This is a genomic window from Methylocella sp., assembly GCA_037200525.1.
Classification (GTDB): domain Bacteria; phylum Pseudomonadota; class Alphaproteobacteria; order Rhizobiales; family Beijerinckiaceae; genus Methylocapsa.
In genome coordinates this window covers 3840964-3857253 of the sequence record JBBCGG010000001.1, presented here as the reverse complement: position 1 = coordinate 3857253, position 16290 = coordinate 3840964, and the positions used below count along the sequence as shown (strand labels likewise).

General features: G+C 59.3%; 11 protein-coding genes, 3 tRNA genes and 1 pseudogene. 13 read left to right on the top strand and 2 right to left on the bottom strand.

Features of this window, described 5'->3' with window-relative positions:
* Positions 1 to 90: 90 nt before the first annotated feature.
* Both trmFO and WDN46_18900 read right to left on the bottom strand, forming a co-directional pair.
* A complete protein-coding gene (gene trmFO / locus WDN46_18905; protein ID MEJ0095393.1) occupies positions 91 to 1509 on the bottom strand; it encodes a methylenetetrahydrofolate--tRNA-(uracil(54)-C(5))-methyltransferase (FADH(2)-oxidizing) TrmFO in 1419 nt (472 codons plus the stop codon).
* Between the two features lie 72 nt (positions 1510 to 1581).
* Positions 1582 to 2964 carry a multicopper oxidase family protein gene (locus WDN46_18900; protein MEJ0095392.1) on the bottom strand — a complete coding sequence of 461 codons (1383 nt, stop codon included), beginning with the start codon at positions 2962 to 2964 and terminating at the stop codon, positions 1582 to 1584.
* A 308-nt stretch (positions 2965 to 3272) separates the two neighbouring features.
* Here WDN46_18900 and WDN46_18895 point away from each other — a divergent pair.
* The 13 genes and pseudogenes from WDN46_18895 (at position 3273) to nuoF (ending at position 16251) form a co-directional block, all read left to right on the top strand.
* Positions 3273 to 3357, top strand: a tRNA-Leu gene (locus WDN46_18895).
* A gap of 112 nt (positions 3358 to 3469) precedes the next feature.
* Positions 3470 to 4865, top strand: a pseudogene (gene tig, locus WDN46_18890) (trigger factor).
* A 238-nt stretch (positions 4866 to 5103) separates the two neighbouring features.
* On the top strand, positions 5104 to 5748 hold the full coding sequence (locus WDN46_18885; GenBank protein ID MEJ0095391.1) for an ATP-dependent Clp protease proteolytic subunit: 645 nt from the start codon (positions 5104 to 5106) through the stop codon (positions 5746 to 5748).
* Between the two features lie 481 nt (positions 5749 to 6229).
* Entirely contained in the window at positions 6230 to 7495 is a 1266-nt protein-coding gene (clpX, locus tag WDN46_18880) for an ATP-dependent Clp protease ATP-binding subunit ClpX (protein ID MEJ0095390.1), read from the top strand.
* A gap of 254 nt (positions 7496 to 7749) precedes the next feature.
* On the top strand, positions 7750 to 10167 hold the full coding sequence (lon, locus tag WDN46_18875) for an endopeptidase La (GenBank protein MEJ0095389.1): 2418 nt from the start codon (positions 7750 to 7752) through the stop codon (positions 10165 to 10167).
* A 255-nt stretch (positions 10168 to 10422) separates the two neighbouring features.
* Positions 10423 to 10498: transfer RNA gene (locus WDN46_18870), tRNA-Val, on the top strand.
* Between the two features lie 213 nt (positions 10499 to 10711).
* A tRNA-Asp gene (locus WDN46_18865) sits at positions 10712 to 10788 on the top strand.
* A 214-nt stretch (positions 10789 to 11002) separates the two neighbouring features.
* Positions 11003 to 11368, top strand: coding sequence for an NADH-quinone oxidoreductase subunit A (locus WDN46_18860; protein ID MEJ0095388.1), 366 nt, complete (start codon positions 11003 to 11005; stop codon positions 11366 to 11368).
* Positions 11359 to 11937: an NADH-quinone oxidoreductase subunit B family protein gene (locus WDN46_18855; GenBank protein ID MEJ0095387.1), complete on the top strand. Its 579-nt coding sequence runs from the start codon at positions 11359 to 11361 to the stop codon at positions 11935 to 11937. Before WDN46_18860 ends, WDN46_18855 begins: the two co-directional genes overlap by 10 nt.
* Before the next feature lie 225 nt (positions 11938 to 12162).
* Entirely contained in the window at positions 12163 to 12777 is a 615-nt protein-coding gene (locus tag WDN46_18850; protein MEJ0095386.1) for an NADH-quinone oxidoreductase subunit C, read from the top strand.
* A gap of 34 nt (positions 12778 to 12811) precedes the next feature.
* On the top strand, positions 12812 to 14002 hold the full coding sequence (locus WDN46_18845) for an NADH-quinone oxidoreductase subunit D (protein MEJ0095385.1): 1191 nt from the start codon (positions 12812 to 12814) through the stop codon (positions 14000 to 14002).
* A gap of 51 nt (positions 14003 to 14053) precedes the next feature.
* Entirely contained in the window at positions 14054 to 14929 is an 876-nt protein-coding gene (nuoE, locus tag WDN46_18840; GenBank protein ID MEJ0095384.1) for an NADH-quinone oxidoreductase subunit NuoE, read from the top strand.
* Positions 14930 to 14940: 11 nt separating this feature from the next.
* Positions 14941 to 16251 (top strand): NADH-quinone oxidoreductase subunit NuoF, encoded by a 1311-nt coding sequence (gene nuoF / locus WDN46_18835; GenBank protein ID MEJ0095383.1) that lies wholly within the window; start codon positions 14941 to 14943, stop codon positions 16249 to 16251.
* Positions 16252 to 16290 lie beyond the last annotated feature (39 nt).

Sequence of the window (16290 nt, the reverse complement as noted above, 5' to 3'; positions counted from 1 at the left end):
CTCGTTTTGGACAAGCTTTGTAAATTTGTCAGCTTGGCGTTGCGATGGCAAGCGATGAAGACCGCAGTTCTCCAGCCGGCTGGCGTCGCCTCACTCCGCCGCGAGCGGCTGCGCCCCGAGCCAGGCGGCGAGATCCGCTGCGCCGCGGGCGCTGATCGCGGCTTTCTTCAGGGCGGCCTTTTCAGCTCCGCGAACGCGCCTGCCATCCGGTGAAGCAACTTTCTCGGACAGCGGCGGAAAAAGGCCGAAATTGACGTTCATCGGCTGAAACGATGGCGGCCCGGCGTCGATAGTCTCGATATGCCCGGCGGTGATGTGATTGATGAGGGCGCCGATCGCCGTCGTCGGAGGGAGCGGAGGGAAAGTCTCGCCCTTATGGTCCGCCGCCGCCATCCGGCCCGCGATCAGGCCGATCGCGGCGCTTTCGACATAGCCCTCGCAGCCGGTGATCTGACCGGCGAAGCGCAGCCGCGAATCGGCTTTCAATCGAAAAGTCTGGTCGAGCACTTTTGGCGAATTCAAGAACGTATTGCGGTGCAGGCCGCCGAGCCGCGCGAAATTGGCGTCATCAAGGCCGGGAATGGTGCGGAAAACCCCGACCTGCGCGCCATGTTTCAGCTTGGTCTGGAATCCGACCATATTGTAGAGCGTACCCAGCGCATTATCCTGGCGCAGCTGCACCACCGCATAGGCTTTGACGCCCGGCGCATGCGGGTTGGTGAGGCCAAACGGCTTCATCGGCCCATGCCGCAAGGTTTCCGCCCCGCGCTCGGCCATGACTTCGATCGGCAGGCAGCCGTTGAAATAGGGCGTATCCTCGAATTCCTTGAACTCGATTTTTTCCGCCCCGTTGAGCGCGTCGATGAACGCGTAATATTGCTCTTTGGTCAGCGGGCAATTGATATAGTCGGCGCCTGTGCCGCCCGGTCCCGCCTTGTCGTAGCGCGATTGGAACCAGGCCTTGCTCATATCGATCGAATCGCGATGCACGACCGGAGCGATCGCGTCGTAAAAGGCGAGATCGCGCTCGCCGGTGAGAGCCCCGATTGCGGCCGCGAGAGCCGGCGAGGTCAGAGGGCCGGTGGCGATGATCACATTGGTCCAGTCGCTCGGCGGCAGGCCGTCGACTTCTTCGCGCACGATCTCGATCAAGGGATGGGCGGCGATCTTCGCGGTGATATCTGCGGAAAAGCCTGTCCGGTCGACGGCGAGCGCGCCGCCCGCCGGCAGCTTATGAGCGTCGGCGGCGGCCAAGATCAGCGAGTCGAGACAACGCATTTCCCGATGCAGCATGCCGATGGCGCTGGTTTGCGGATCATCCGCGCGAAACGAATTGGAGCAGACGAGTTCGGCGAGATCGCCGGTGTGATGCGCCGGCGTCCGCCGCACCGGCCGCATCTCATGCAGCACGACGCGGATGTTTTCGCGAGCGATCTGCCACGCAGCCTCAGCTCCGGCGAGGCCGCCGCCGATGATGTGAATGGGGGTCGAAGAGGAAATGTCTGACATAGGGGAGGTTTAGCGCATTTTCTTGGCATTGCCACGCGGGCGAATGAATTGATGGGGCCGAGGACGAATACCTCAACTCACCTCAAACCATGTCACAAGCGGCGCCGCTTCAAGCCCAATTTTGACGGCCTCGATCGCCCATTTCCCCGGATTATCCGCGACAAAGGCGACATGCTTGGTTTTGCCTGCGGGTACGAGCACGCTGTCGCGCCAATAGGGCTCCCAGCCATCGTCCAGGTCATGCAGCAGCCGCATGTGATGGCCGTGCACATGAATTTGTTGGATGAAAGCCGTGCGGTTGATGATGGTGAGCGTCACTGGGCCGCCGCGCTTGACCGAAAGCAGAGGTTTTGCGCCAAAACCATCCGCGGCGGCGCCATTCAACGTCCAGGAGCTCGCCGGCGCGGGAGCGGTCGAAGCCGGGGTTTCCGTGGGCTTGGCGGCCTCGATCACAATGTCGCCGCGCTTTGACGCCTGCAGCTTGATCGCGGTTGGCAACAGCGGGTTGAGTTCGAGCGAGGCTATTGGCGGCAAAGGCGCCCGCAGGTCCCCCTCGGTCTTGAATGCGAGGAGCGCGCGATCCGGCTCATTGTCGCCGCGCAGGATCAAGCTCGCCTCCGCGCCCGGCTCCCCCGGAAGATCGAACATCACGTCAAAGCGCGCGCCGGGGCCAATCGGCAACGAGCTGCGCACGGGCTCAAAAGCTGTATCGCAGGGCTGACCGTCGACGGCGAGGACGAACGGCTTGGCGCCCTCGAAAGCGAGCAGCATGATTCGCGCATTCATTGCGCTGAGGATGCGCAGCCGCACGCGCGATCCGGGGGGCAGCGTTTCGCGGACCGGAACCGCCTGCGAATTCAGGGTGATCAGCGAGCCAGGCTCGGATGGCGTATCGAAATTGCCGACGATTTGCGCCTTGTCGTCGAGCCGCCAATCGGCGAGGGCGACGAGCATATCCTTGTCGGTCTCCGGCGGATGGATTTCGTCGACGATCAGGGCGCCGTAGAGGCCGCGGCCAAGCTGCTCGCCGAGCCAAGGAAGAGCATAGGGACGATACCAGAAAAATCCGCTGTCGGGCGGCGTGAAGCGATAATCGAACGATTCGCCGGGCGCGACCGGCTTTTGCGTCAAGCCGGCGACGCCATCCATAGCGTTGGCGATTCGGATGCCCGGCCACGAGAGGCTCGTTGGTTGATCGAGCGCGTTGATGAGCCGAACCTTGACTTCCTCGCCAGCTTTATAGCGCAGCAGCGGTCCGGGACTCTGCGCATTATATCCGAGGATCGCGGTCTCGGCGCTGGGTTCGGGAAGCAGGCGCAGGGTTCCCGCACGCGCTTCCAAAACGCGAAATCCATCAGGACCGGGAGGAGTTTCGGCCCGCGCGGCCAAATTGACGACGCTTATCGCCATTGCGGAGCCGAGAACGCGCCGGCGGCTGATGGTCAGGGGCGGCATGCGTTGAGCCAGTTCGAGAAAGCCGGGTTCGAATTCGGACGATCAGATCGCATTGGGCTCGCTTTAGCGACAAAGCAGCCGCCTTGGCAATCGCATTCCGCCGCACCGGCGATATCCGTCGGAAGCGTAGCGCGAGTCCGCAAGCTCAGGTCGAGGTGAGAATCCTCCGTAAGACGGCGTCAACTCAAAATCTGCTTTTTTTTGCTGCATCAAGCGAACGCGATTGCTATAGAGCCACACCCGAAGCGGCGAGGCGCTTGTCCCGGACCGCCCGGGCCGTGCGTCTAGGTTTGCGCGGGATGGCTCGCGCGGGCGTGGCGGAACTGGTAGACGCGCCGGATTTAGGTTCCGGTGGTGAAAATCGTGGGGGTTCGAGTCCCTCCGCCCGCACCAGAACACTCCGCAGTTTCCTGCTCAGTTGATGGCCGCGCCTGGCCAGCCGCTGATTTCGGATCGTACAGTTAGATTTTCAAGCAGGCGACGAAGTCGAAAAGGTTGATTAGAGATGCAAGTCACCGAAACCCTCTCGCAGGGCCTCAAGCGCGAATTTAAGGTGGTGCTTCCCGCCACCGATCTCGCGAGCCGCCTCGCAGGTCAGCTCTCCGAGATGCAGGCCAAGGCTCGCATCAATGGGTTTCGTCCGGGCAAGGTGCCTGTCGCGCATCTAAAGCGCCTTTATGGCCGGTCGATCATGGCTGAAGTCGTCCAGGAAGCCGTCAGCGAGGCGCATCGCAAGATCGTCGAGGACAATTCCTTGCGTCCCGCCTCGGAGCCGAAGATCGACTTCGCGGGCGAAAAGGATGAATTGGAGAAAGCCTTCGAGGCGCAAGGCGACTTCGCCTTCACCGTCGCGCTCGAGGTTCTGCCGAAGATCGAAGTCGGCAGCTTCGATGATATCGAGATCGAGCGGCTTGTCGCCGATGTGACCGAGGGCGAGGTTGACGAGGTTCTGAACCGGCTGGCCGAGCAGAATCGCGCTTATACGCCGAAGGAGGGTGAGCGAATTGTCGCAGCTAAGGGCGACAAGGCCGCAATCGACTTCGTCGGCAAGATCGACGGCGAGATTTTCGAAGGCGGTTCGGGAGAGAACGTCGACATCGTGCTCGGCAGCGGAGGTTTTATTCCTGGTTTTGAGGAGCAAATCGAAGGTCTTGCGGTCGGCGAGAACCGGACGGTTTCAGTAACCTTTCCAGAAAATTATTCATCCCCCCGCGCTCGCCGGAAAGCCTGCGACCTTCGAGGTCACCTTGAAGAGCGTCGCAGCCCCTTCGGAGATCAAGATCGATGATGAACTGGCCAAAGGTTTCGGTCTTGAAGATCTGGAGAAGCTGAAAGAATCGATTCGCACCAATATCCAACGCGACTTCGAGGCTGCCTCGCGGCGCAAGTGGAAGCGCGGCCTGCTCGACGCGCTGGACAAGAAATATGCCTTCGATCTGCCCGAGGGGCTGGTGACGCAGGAATTCGAGGCTGTGTGGCGGAAGGTCGCCGAGGAGCAGACCCAAAGCGGAAAGAGCTTTGAGGACGAGGGCACGACCGAGGCGGTCGCGCGCGCCGACTACAGGAAAATCGCCGAACGGCGCGTGCGCCTTGGCCTTCTCCTGGCTGATATTGGCGAACGGGCCGCCGTCAAAGTGCCGGATGAGGAAGTCAGTCAGGCTCTAGTCGCCCGGGCCCGCTCGTTCCCAGGTCAAGAAAAGATGGTTTGGGATTACTACCAGAAGAATCCTGCGGCGCTGGCCGAGATCAGAGCTCCGCTTTACGAGGAAAAAGTGGTCGATCACATCATCGCCCTCGTTAAGGTTGTGGATAAAAAAGTGTCGAAAGAGGATCTTCTGGCTCTCAACGAAGAAGAGGACGAGGCCGAGCTGGCGCAGGCCGAAGGCGTCGTTCAGGCGTGACCCAACGCGCAGCGGGGCGCTCAGCGCCCCGCGCGACACGCGTGCGATGGACGCGACGGATGAACGCAAAGCACCCGAGGGCCGCGCGAGCGACGTTCGATGTCGCGGCCCGGTTATTGCGAATGCTGCAGAAACCACTATTTGGAGAGGGTGGGTGTTGTACAGAAGATCGGCCTGCTTCTCGCCCGCCTTTCTGCGATGAACACGCTTCGAGAGTTTTTAACGAGGAAGGACCGCAATGCGCGACAGCGACCCGATCGACGTCTACGCCAATTATCTGATTCCTCAGGTCATCGAAAACACCAGCCGGGGCGAACGCGGGTTTGATATTTATTCGCGTCTTCTCCGCGAGCGCATCATCTTCCTCACCGGGCCGGTCGAGGACAATATGGCCACGGTCATCATCGCGCAGCTTCTCTTCCTCGAGGCGGAAAACCCGAAGAAGGAAATCTCGATGTACATCAATTCGCCGGGCGGCGTCGTCACGGCGGGCCTCGCGATCTACGATACAATCCAATTCATTCGGCCGAAAGTGTCGACCCTATGCGTCGGCCAGGCCGCTTCGATGGGATCGTTGCTGCTCGCGGCGGGCGAGGCCGGCTCGCGTTTCGCCCTGCCGAACGCGCGCATCATGGTGCATCAGCCCTCAGGCGGCTTTCAGGGCCAAGCCTCGGATATTCTGCGCCATGCGGAAGACATCATGAAGGTTAAGAAACGGCTTAACGATATCTATGCAAAGCATACTGGCCGCGATTATGACACAATTGAAAAAACGCTCGACCGCGACCACTTCATGTCCGCCGATGACGCCAAAGAATTCGGAATTGTTGATAACGTTATTTTGAAGCGTCCCGAGGATTCCCCTGGAGCTGAAAAGAAATAGGGTCAGCTGGGGGCCTTTGTTCTTCTGTAAATGCGCAGCCTTGCCCTGGAAGACTTGTGGTTGAGGCTGAGTTGGAATCGGCGGAGCTCTAGGCAGAGCCCCGACGTTTGTGTCTGAGTCTGCGAATTATGACGAATGGCGCATTTATTGCTTGCGGTTCGTATCGGCTTTGCCTTTCGCTGGCGGAAACGGACCCGTGGAGAGCTGCTTTTGGTAAGTTGGCGGTCTTTCGACATTGTGGCGTAACGCACACAGCTGTTTCCTGAAAGTCTAAGGCCTTGCTTCCGTGCGGCGAACATGATTGCATTTCATTTTCAGGGCGCAGTTTTAAGGAGAACGGGGCCAGGATTCCACAAAGTTGGCTGATTCATGTGCGGATCCGTCAGCGTTTAGTGGCGGGAGGATCGTCCGATCCGGACCGTCAAACTACTGAAGCATGATCGGGGTTTGCACATGGCCTCGAGCAGTATGGAGACTATCCATGACCAAAGTTGGCGGCGGCGACGCGAAAAACACGCTCTACTGCTCGTTCTGCGGCAAGAGCCAGCATGAGGTCCGCAAACTGATTGCCGGTCCGACGGTTTTCATTTGCGATGAATGCGTCGAGCTTTGCATGGATATTATTCGAGAGGAGAATAAATCCTCCCTTGTGAAGAGCCGCGACGGGATACCGACGCCGAGAGACATCTGCAAGGTGCTGGATGATTACGTGATCGGGCAGCCGCAGGCCAAACGCGTCCTGTCGGTCGCCGTGCACAATCACTACAAGCGGCTCAATCATGCGACCAAGCATAATGACGTCGAACTGGCGAAGTCGAATATTCTGCTGATGGGGCCGACTGGATCGGGCAAAACCCTGCTGGCGCAGACTTTGGCCCGCATCCTCGATGTGCCTTTCACAATGGCCGATGCGACGACGCTGACCGAGGCCGGCTATGTCGGCGAGGACGTCGAGAACATCATACTGAAGCTGCTTCAGGCCTCCGACTATAACGTCGAGCGGGCGCAGCGCGGGATCGTCTATATCGACGAAATCGATAAGATTTCGCGTAAATCGGACAATCCCTCGATCACCCGCGACGTGTCGGGCGAGGGCGTCCAGCAGGCGCTTCTGAAAATCATGGAGGGCACCATCGCGTCGGTCCCTCCGCAGGGCGGACGCAAGCACCCGCAGCAAGAGTTCCTGCAGGTCGACACGACGAACATTCTGTTCATCTGCGGCGGCGCCTTCGCGGGCCTCGAGAAAATTATTTCCGCGCGGGGAAGAGGCACCTCGATCGGTTTTGGCGCGATCGTTCAATCGCCGGACGATCGTCGGACCGGAGAAGTTCTCCGCAAAGTCGAGCCGGAGGATTTGCTGAAATTCGGTCTGATCCCGGAATTCGTTGGCCGTCTGCCCGTCATTGCGACGCTCGATGACCTCGACGAGGAAACGCTGAGGAAGATCTTGACCGAGCCGAAGAATGCGCTGGTCAAGCAATATCAGCGCTTGTTTGAAATGGAGAACACCGAGCTCACGTTCCAGGATGAGGCGCTCCATTTTGTCGCCAAGAAAGCGATCGAGCGACGCACCGGCGCGCGCGGGCTGCGTTCGATCCTGGAAGCCATCTTGCTCGATACCATGTTCGACCTGCCGGGCCTTGATGGCGTCGAGCAGGTTGTGATCGGGCCAGATGTCGTCGATGGCAAATCGCGTCCGCTTTATATTTATGCGGAGCGGAGCGAGAAAAGCGGCGCGAGCGCCTGAGCGACGCGGCGAGGGAATCTGAAATGTTGCGCGGGCCAAGGCATTGCGCAACATGCTTCAAGGTGCCTTGCCGCCTTGGAGCGACCCCCGGTTCGCCCCTCATCAAACGCTTGAAAAGAGGGTGCGCATAGCCATCTAATTTAGACGAAACTTTTTCACGCAACACGCCGAAACCGCTAAAAAAATGCTTGCGCGCATGACGCTTTGAGTGCCCCGCAGACCAATCGAAAAGCGGTTCGAGATAGGGAAAAAAAATGACACAGAAGCGTGAGCCGGTTCCTCCCGGCGCGGTCGAAAACTATCCCGTCCTCCCATTGCGCGACATCGTCGTTTTTCCGCATATGATCGTGCCGCTTTTCGTCGGGCGGGAGAAATCCATTCGCGCGCTCGAAGAAGTGATGAAAGCGGATAAGCTCATCCTGCTTGCAACGCAGATGAACGCTTCGGACGACGATCCTGCGACGCAGGCGATCTTCACTACTGGGACGCTCGCCTCGGTTCTGCAATTGCTGAAGCTTCCCGATGGAACGGTGAAAGTTCTCGTCGAAGGGCAGGTTCGCGCAAGGGTGCAGGGCTATACCCGCACGGATGATTTCTACGAGGCGGACGCCGAGGCGATCACGGACGAGGCGGTCGACAAGGTGGAGGTCGAGGCGCTCGCGCGCTCGGTCGTCGTCGAGTTCGAGGGCTACGTCAAACTCAACAAGAAGATATCGCCGGAAGTCGTCGCCGCGGTGACCCAGATTGATGACTATGCGAAGCTAGCTGACACAGTCGCTTCGCACCTCGCGGTGAAAATCGCCGAAAAGCAGACGGTGCTGGAGACGACGTCAGTCACCAAAAGACTGGAAAAATGCCTGGCGCTGATGGAAAGCGAAATTTCGGTTCTTCAAGTGGAGAAGCGGATTCGCACGCGGGTCAAACGGCAGATGGAGAAGACCCAGCGCGAATATTATCTCAATGAGCAGATGAAGGCGATTCAGAAGGAACTCGGCGACGAAGACGGCAAGGACGATCTCGCCGAACTGGACGAGCGCATCAAGACGACCAAATTGTCCAAGGAGGCGCGCGACAAAGCGACCGCCGAGCTGAAGAAATTGCGTCAGATGTCGCCCATGTCGGCTGAAGCCACCGTCGTGCGCAACTATCTGGATTGGGTGCTTTCGATCCCGTGGAACAAGCGCTCCAAGGTCAAGAAGGATCTTGGCGTTGCTGAAGACGTGCTCGACGCCGAACATTTTGGGCTTGATAAGGTCAAGGAGCGCATCCTCGAATATCTCGCGGTCCAGACTCGCGCAAATAAGCTGACCGGCCCGATCCTTTGTCTCGTCGGTCCTCCCGGCGTCGGCAAGACTTCGCTCGGCAAGTCGATCGCCAAGGCGACCGGCCGCGAATTCGTGCGCATGTCGCTCGGCGGCGTTCGCGACGAGGCGGAAATCCGGGGTCATCGGCGGACTTATATCGGCTCGATGCCCGGCAAGATCATCCAGTCGATGCGCAAGGCGAAAAGCTCAAATCCGCTCTTTCTGCTCGATGAAATCGACAAGATGGGGCAGGATTTCCGCGGCGATCCGTCGTCGGCTTTGCTCGAGGTTTTGGATCCTGAGCAGAACCATTCTTTCAACGACCATTATCTCGAGGTCGATTATGACCTCTCGAACGTGATGTTCGTGACGACCGCGAATACGCTGAATATTCCGGCTCCGCTCATGGACCGCATGGAGATCATCCGGATCGCTGGCTACACCGAAGATGAGAAGATGGAGATCGCCAAGCGCCATCTCATTCCCGCCGCGCTCAAGAAGCATGGGCTGGCGGAAAAGGAATGGTCGATCGACGACGGCGGTCTTGTCCTGCTGATTCGGCGCTACACGCGTGAGGCTGGGGTGCGCAACCTCGAGCGTGAGTTGTCGAAGCTCGCCCGCAAGGCGGTGAAGCAGATCCTGACCAACAAGACCAAGGTGGTCGCGGTTACCGCTGAAAACGTGCCGGACTTCCTCGGCGTTCCGAAGTACCGCTATGGCGAGGCGGAAACGGAGGATCAGGTCGGCGTCGTGACGGGCTTGGCCTGGACCGAGGTCGGCGGCGAGTTGCTGACGATTGAAGGCGTCATGATGCCTGGCAAAGGTCGGATGACCGTCACCGGCAATCTTCGCGACGTCATGAAGGAATCGATTTCAGCGGCGGCGTCCTACGTCCGTTCGCGCGCGGTCGATTTCGGCATAGAGCCGCCGCTGTTTGATCGTCGGGACATCCATGTGCACGTTCCCGAGGGCGCAACGCCGAAGGACGGTCCATCCGCCGGCGTCGCCATGGCCACGGCGATCGTGTCGATCATGACGGGCATCCCGATCCATCGCGACATAGCGATGACGGGAGAGATCACGCTGCGAGGCAGGATCCTGCCGATCGGCGGGCTTAAGGAAAAATTGCTCGCCGCGTTGCGCGGAGGGTTGACCAAAGTTCTGATCCCTGAGGAAAACGCTAAGGATCTGGTCGACATTCCGAATTCGGTGAAGAATGCGCTGGAGATCGTTCCTGTCGCGCGGATGGATGAGGTGCTTGCCCACGCATTGATTCGGCAACCGGTGCCGATTGTCTGGGAAGAAGAAGCAAAGCCTGTCGCGCCGCTTGCTTCCGAGGATGAAGCTTCGGGCGCCATAGCGCATTAATTCGGCATTGCCGATCGAGAACGAAGGCCGCGGATTGATTCGCGGCCTTTTTCTTGGAGGAAAGAGTGATTCGCCCCAAGGGCGCATTGGCCAAAGCGAGCTGATGCGGAACGGTCGCAAACCAAATGGTTGGATTTGACTATCCCCGGGGGCGTTGACCGGCGCGGGATCCTATGCAATCCCCTTGGCTGTCCTCAATCGCCCGCGAGGGTTACGCGGGATCGGCGCGGGAAACCTGTCGCAATTGAGATGGATGGGCGGTTAGCTCAGTTGGTAGAGCATCTCGTTTACACCGAGAGGGTCGGCGGTTCGAGCCCGTCACCGCCCACCAGTCCTAAGCCGGTTTGTCACACAATTATGCGTGATTTAGATCGGGCTTTCTTCGCGGCGTCGTCGAGGCCGACGCTCAACCAAGCCAAAAACCTTGCCGCGACGCTCAGGCTGTGCACAGCCAACGGCTTGGATAAAGCTCTTCGCACTTGACTTGGCCTCGCGCCTATCTTATCCGGCACGTCTACGATATGGTTGTTTAGACGCCGTATTCGGGGGAGTAGCTCAGTTGGTTAGAGCGCCGGCCTGTCACGCCGGAGGTCGCGGGTTCAAGTCCCGTCTCTCTCGCCATTTGTGAGCGTTTTGCTCCTATCGCCGGGCGCGGAAAAGACGTGGTTTCAGCTCAAACATATCCGGCCGAGACGCTTCAGTTTAGACTCTTGCAAAACACCATCTTGCGCCGGCCTTTGCTCTGAGTTAGGGATCGCGTGGCCGCCAAGTTAAGGGCATGCGCCCTTGGCTTCGCGAATATCCGAGACCTCGCCGGTCCAGACCGAGCTAGTTCATGCCGAGCCTTCTCAACCAGTATTTGCCGCTCGTGGTCTTTATGGCCGTAGCCGCAATCATATCGGGCGCTTTGCTCGTCGCGCCATTTTTGGTCGCCTTCAAGGCGCCGGACCCAGAAAAGCTTTCGGCTTACGAATGCGGATTTAACGCCTTCGACGACGCGCGCATGCAATTCGATGTGCGATTCTATCTGGTGTCGCTGCTCTTCATCATTTTCGATCTCGAAGTCGCGTTTCTGTTTCCCTGGGCCGTAGCCTTTCATCAGGTCGGGATTTACGGCTTCTGGTCGATGATGGTTTTCCTTGGAATACTGACCATCGGCTTCGTCTATGAATGGAAGAAGGGTGCGCTCGAATGGGATTGAGCCCTTTGCCACAGGATAATTTGGCGCCCTCGAGCGCTGGGGTCGGCCGGGCGACGGATCGGCCGCTGGCGGCCAACGATCCTTATTTTTTGTCGATCAACGATCAACTCGCCGATAAGGGCTTCCTCGTCACCACGACGGACGATCTGATCAACTGGGCGCGTACGGGCTCGTTGATGTGGATGACTTTCGGACTCGCCTGTTGCGCGGTTGAGATGATGCAGGTCTCGATGCCGCGCTATGACGTCGAGCGGTTCGGCTTCGCGCCGCGCGGTTCGCCGCGTCAATCCGATGTGATGATTGTCGCCGGCACCTTGACCAACAAAATGGCCCCGGCTCTGCGCAAGGTCTATGATCAGATGCCGGAGCCGCGTTATGTCATCTCGATGGGGTCTTGCGCCAATGGCGGGGGCTATTACCACTATTCCTATTCGGTCGTGCGCGGCTGCGATCGGATCGTGCCTGTGGATATCTACGTTCCCGGCTGCCCGCCCTCGGCGGAAGCGCTGCTCTACGGCGTTTTGCTCTTGCAAAAGAAAATCCGCCGCACCGGCACGATCGAGCGGTGAAACATGATCCCAAGAGTTGCAGGCTTTTTGCATAAGGTCATGCGTCGATTGCGCTAGGGCAGTCGCCAAGAAGGAGAATGATCAATCATTCTCCGGATATTTAAGACGCAGGGCTAGAGCCCGCGACTACAACCTAAGAAAAACAGACACAACAAAGCGCTAACAAGACTTGCGCCGCTCCGCACGGATCCTGCCGATGCGGACGGGGGAGGTCGGAAGGTTCGGATGGAAAACGAGCTGAAACAACTGGGAGACGCGATAGCGACGGCCTTGCGCGGCTGGGTCGAGTCGGCCGTTGTTGCCTATGGCGAGCTGACTTTGACGGTGAGGGCGGATTGTCTCATCGAAACCGTGACCTATCTTCGCGACGATCCGAGCTGCCTCTTTGTCTGTTTTATCGATCTGACCGCCGTCGATTACCCAACCCGCGCGCAGCGCTTCGACGTCGTGACGCATTTGTTGTCGCCAAAGCATAATCGCCGCATCCGGATCAAGATCATGACCGATGAGGAAACGCCGGTCCCCTCGTTATCGGGACTCTACCCCGCCGCGAATTGGTACGAGCGCGAGGCATATGATCTGTTCGGCGTGTTTTTCTCAGGCCATCCCGATTTGCGCCGTCTGCTGACTGATTATGGGTTCGATGGCCACCCGCTGCGTAAAGATTTTCCGATGACCGGCTATGTGGAGGTTCGATACGACGACGAGCAGAAGCGCGTCGTCTATGAGCCGGTCCAGCTCGCCCAGGAATTCCGCAACTTCGACTTCCTCTCGCCGTGGGAGGGGGCGATCGATTACGTCCTGCCTGGCGACGAGAAAGCCAAGACCAATCCGCAGTGAATGTTTTGCAACTGAACCGCGTGAAAACCAGCACATGAACGACACTCCGGTCCGCAATTTCACGATCAATTTTGGCCCGCAGCATCCGGCTGCGCATGGCGTCTTGCGGCTGGTTCTCGAACTCGACGGCGAAGTCGTCGAGCGCGTCGACCCGCATATCGGCCTGCTGCATCGCGGCACCGAAAAGCTGATGGAGGCGCGCACCTATCTGCAGAACGTGCCTTACTTTGACCGGCTCGATTATGTCGCGCCGATGAATCAGGAGCATGCATTCTGCCTCGCCATCGAAAAATTGCTCGGGATTGAGGTGCCGCGGCGCGGCCAGTTGCTGCGCGTGCTGTTTTGCGAAATTGGCCGGATTCTATCGCATCTTCTCAACGTGACGACGCAGGCGATGGACGTCGGGGCCCTGACGCCGCCGCTTTGGGGTTTTGAAGAGCGCGAAAAGCTTATGGTGTTCTATGAGCGCGCGTCCGGCGCGCGGCTGCACGCGAATTATTTTCGTCCCGGCGGCGTTCACATGGATATTCCAAAAGAGCTGGTCGATGACATCGGAGCCTGGTGCGATCCTTTCCTGAAAATTTGCGACGATCTGCAGACGCTGTTCATCGACAACCGCATCTTCAAGCAACGCAACGTCGATATCGGCGTCGTCAGCCTCGAGGATTGCTGGCGCTGGGGATTTTCGGGCGTCATGGTGCGCGGCTCGGGCGCGGCCTGGGATTTGCGCAAGGCGCAGCCCTATGAATGCTATGAGGAGATAGATTTCGACATTCCGGTTGGTCGGCACGGCGATAATTACGATCGCCAAGTGATTCGCATGGAGGAAATGCGCCAGTCGGTCAAAATCATGAAGCAATGCGTCGAGAAGCTTTCCTCGCCGACGGGGCAGGGGCCTGTCGCCCCAAAGCATGGCAAGGTGACGCCGCCCTCGCGCACGGAAATGAAGCGCTCGATGGAGGCGCTGATCCATCACTTCAAGCTCTATACCGAAGGCTTCCATGTGCCGGCTGGCGAGGTTTATTGCGCGGTCGAAGCGCCAAAGGGGGAGTTCGGCGTCTATCTCGTGTCTGACGGCACGGACCGGCCCTATCGCTGCAAGATCCGCGCGCCGGGCTTTGCGCATCTCGCCGCCATGGATTTCCTCTGCCGCAAGTCTATGTTGGCTGACGTCAGCGCTATTCTCGGTTCGATCGACATCGTCTTCGGCGAGGTGGATCGATGAGCGATTCGTTTGGATGCTTGCCTGAACCCTCGGCCGCGTTGGCCCTGATGCGTGAGTATTGCTGATATGTCCGTTCGCCGGCTTGCCGAAGCGCAACCCCACTCGTTCGCCTTCACGCCTGAAAATGAGGCGTGGTGCGAGGATATCATCAAAAAATATCCCGAGGGGCGTCAGGCCTCGGCGGTGATTTCGTTGCTGTGGCGGGCGCAGAAGCAGAATGATTATTGGCTGCCGCGGCCGGCGATCGAGAAGGTCGCCGAAAAGCTCGGCATGCCCTATATCCGCGTGCTGGAAATCGCCACTTTCTATACGATGTTCAATCTCTCCCCGGTCGGCAAATTCTATGTCCAGCTCTGCGGGACGACGCCGTGTCAATTGGCCGGGTCGGATGCGATCAAGGCGGTTTTGCAAAACCGCGTGGGCGAGCAGGGTCGGGTGACGCCCGACGGCAATTTCTCGTGGACGGAAGTTGAATGCCTCGGCGCGTGCTGCAATGCGCCTATGGCGCAAATCAACGATGATTATTATGAGGATCTGACGCCCGGCAATTTCGCCAAACTGCTCGACGATCTGGCGGCGGGGCGCGCGGTCAAGGTTGGCTCGCAGACGGGGCGCGTCGGTTCAGAAACCTCGGGCGGGTTGACCTCCTTGACGTCGCTTTATGGCGTCGATGGCCGTAGCGGTCCGCAGAGCGTCAAGGCCGCGCCGAGCGTCGGCGATGAGAAGGCGGCCCGCGCCGAATATGCGGCGCAGGACGAGCCTCCAGCAGAGGCCGCCGCCGAACGCCTCAAGCAAGAGGCAAAGCTATCGACCACTCAGCCGGAAGGCGCGATCGTCAAAACTCAGGCAAAGCACACCGAGGCGGCAGCGGTTGGCGTTGATCAGGCAAGCGCGCAAAAATTCCCGTCCGATCCGAAGAAATCGTAAGGCCCATCTCGATGCTCGAAGACAAGGATCGCATCTTCACCAATCTCTACGGCTTCGGCGATCGCAGCCTCAAGGGCGCTTGCGCGCGCGGAGCCTGGAATAAAACCAAAGATCTGATCGACAAAGGCAAGGACTGGATCATCAACGAGATGAAGGCCTCGGGCCTGCGCGGGCGCGGCGGCGCCGGCTTCCCGACCGGCCTCAAATGGTCCTTCATGCCGAAAGCCGATCCGGCGCGGCCGTCCTATCTCGTCGTCAATGCGGACGAGTCGGAGCCTGGCACCTGCAAGGATCGCGAGATCATGCGCAATGATCCGCATCTCCTGATTGAGGGTTGTTTCATCGCCTGTTTCGCGATGGAGGCGCATGCCTGCTACATTTATGTTCGCGGCGAATATATCCTTGAGGCGGACCGTCTTGAGGCGGCGATTGCGGAGGCCTATGCGGCCAATCTGATCGGCAAGACCAATATTCACGGCTGGCCATTCGACATCTACGTTCATCGCGGCGCCGGCGCCTATATCTGCGGTGAAGAGACGGCGCTTCTCGAATCGCTCGAAGGCAAGAAAGGCATGCCGCGGCTGAAGCCGCCTTTCCCGGCCAATATGGGCCTTTATGGCTGCCCGACCACCGTCAATAATGTGGAATCGATAGCAGTCGCGCCGACGATCCTGCGGCGGGGGGCCGCCTGGTTCTCCGGGTTCGGCGCAAAAAACAATGCCGGCACCAAGCTTTTCTGCATCTCCGGCCATGTCAACAAGCCGTGCAATGTCGAAGAAGCGATGTCGATTCCGTTCCGCGAGCTGATCGATGCGCATTGCGGCGGCGTTCGCGGCGGCTACGACAATCTCCTCGCGGTGATCCCGGGCGGGTCTTCGGTCCCTTGCGTTCCGGCCCACCAGATCATCGACGCGGCGATGGATTTCGACACGCTGCGCGATTTGAAATCTGGCCTTGGAACCGCCGCCGTTATCGTGATGGATAAGTCGACCGACATCATTCGGGCCATCGCGCGGCTGAGTTATTTTTACAAGCACGAAAGCTGCGGCCAGTGCACGCCATGCCGCGAGGGCACGGGCTGGCTCTGGCGCGTCGTTTCGCGCATGGCTGAAGGGCGCGCGCAGAAGCGCGAGATCGACATGCTGCTCGAAGTCACCACCCAGATCGAGGGCCACACGATTTGCGCGCTCGGCGATGCGGCAGCCTGGCCCGTGCAGGGTCTGATCCGGCATTTTCGTCCGGAAATCGAAAAGCGCATCGATCAATATGCCGCCAACCCGCATTCGGAGCCGGCCGCCGGCTTCGGCGTAGCGGCGGAGTAGAGGCATGGTCGCATCGAGTGGAGCCTCGATCCCGTCGAA

Excerpts from the sequence above, each read along its gene's own strand:
- WDN46_18860 (MEJ0095388.1), top strand. The coding sequence starts at position 11,003 with ATGCCGAGCCTTCTCAACCAGTATTTGCCGCTCGTGGTCTTTATGGCC.
- WDN46_18900 (MEJ0095392.1), bottom strand. The coding sequence starts at position 2,964 with ATGCCGCCCCTGACCATCAGCCGCCGGCGCGTTCTCGGCTCCGCAATG.
- lon (MEJ0095389.1), top strand. The coding sequence starts at position 7,750 with ATGACACAGAAGCGTGAGCCGGTTCCTCCCGGCGCGGTCGAAAACTAT.
- clpX (MEJ0095390.1), top strand. The coding sequence starts at position 6,230 with ATGACCAAAGTTGGCGGCGGCGACGCGAAAAACACGCTCTACTGCTCG.
- trmFO (MEJ0095393.1), bottom strand. The coding sequence starts at position 1,509 with ATGTCAGACATTTCCTCTTCGACCCCCATTCACATCATCGGCGGCGGC.
- WDN46_18845 (MEJ0095385.1), top strand. The coding sequence starts at position 12,812 with ATGAACGACACTCCGGTCCGCAATTTCACGATCAATTTTGGCCCGCAG.
- WDN46_18885 (MEJ0095391.1), top strand. The coding sequence starts at position 5,104 with ATGCGCGACAGCGACCCGATCGACGTCTACGCCAATTATCTGATTCCT.
- WDN46_18850 (MEJ0095386.1), top strand. The coding sequence starts at position 12,163 with ATGGAAAACGAGCTGAAACAACTGGGAGACGCGATAGCGACGGCCTTG.
- WDN46_18855 (MEJ0095387.1), top strand. The coding sequence starts at position 11,359 with ATGGGATTGAGCCCTTTGCCACAGGATAATTTGGCGCCCTCGAGCGCT.
- nuoF (MEJ0095383.1), top strand. The coding sequence starts at position 14,941 with ATGCTCGAAGACAAGGATCGCATCTTCACCAATCTCTACGGCTTCGGC.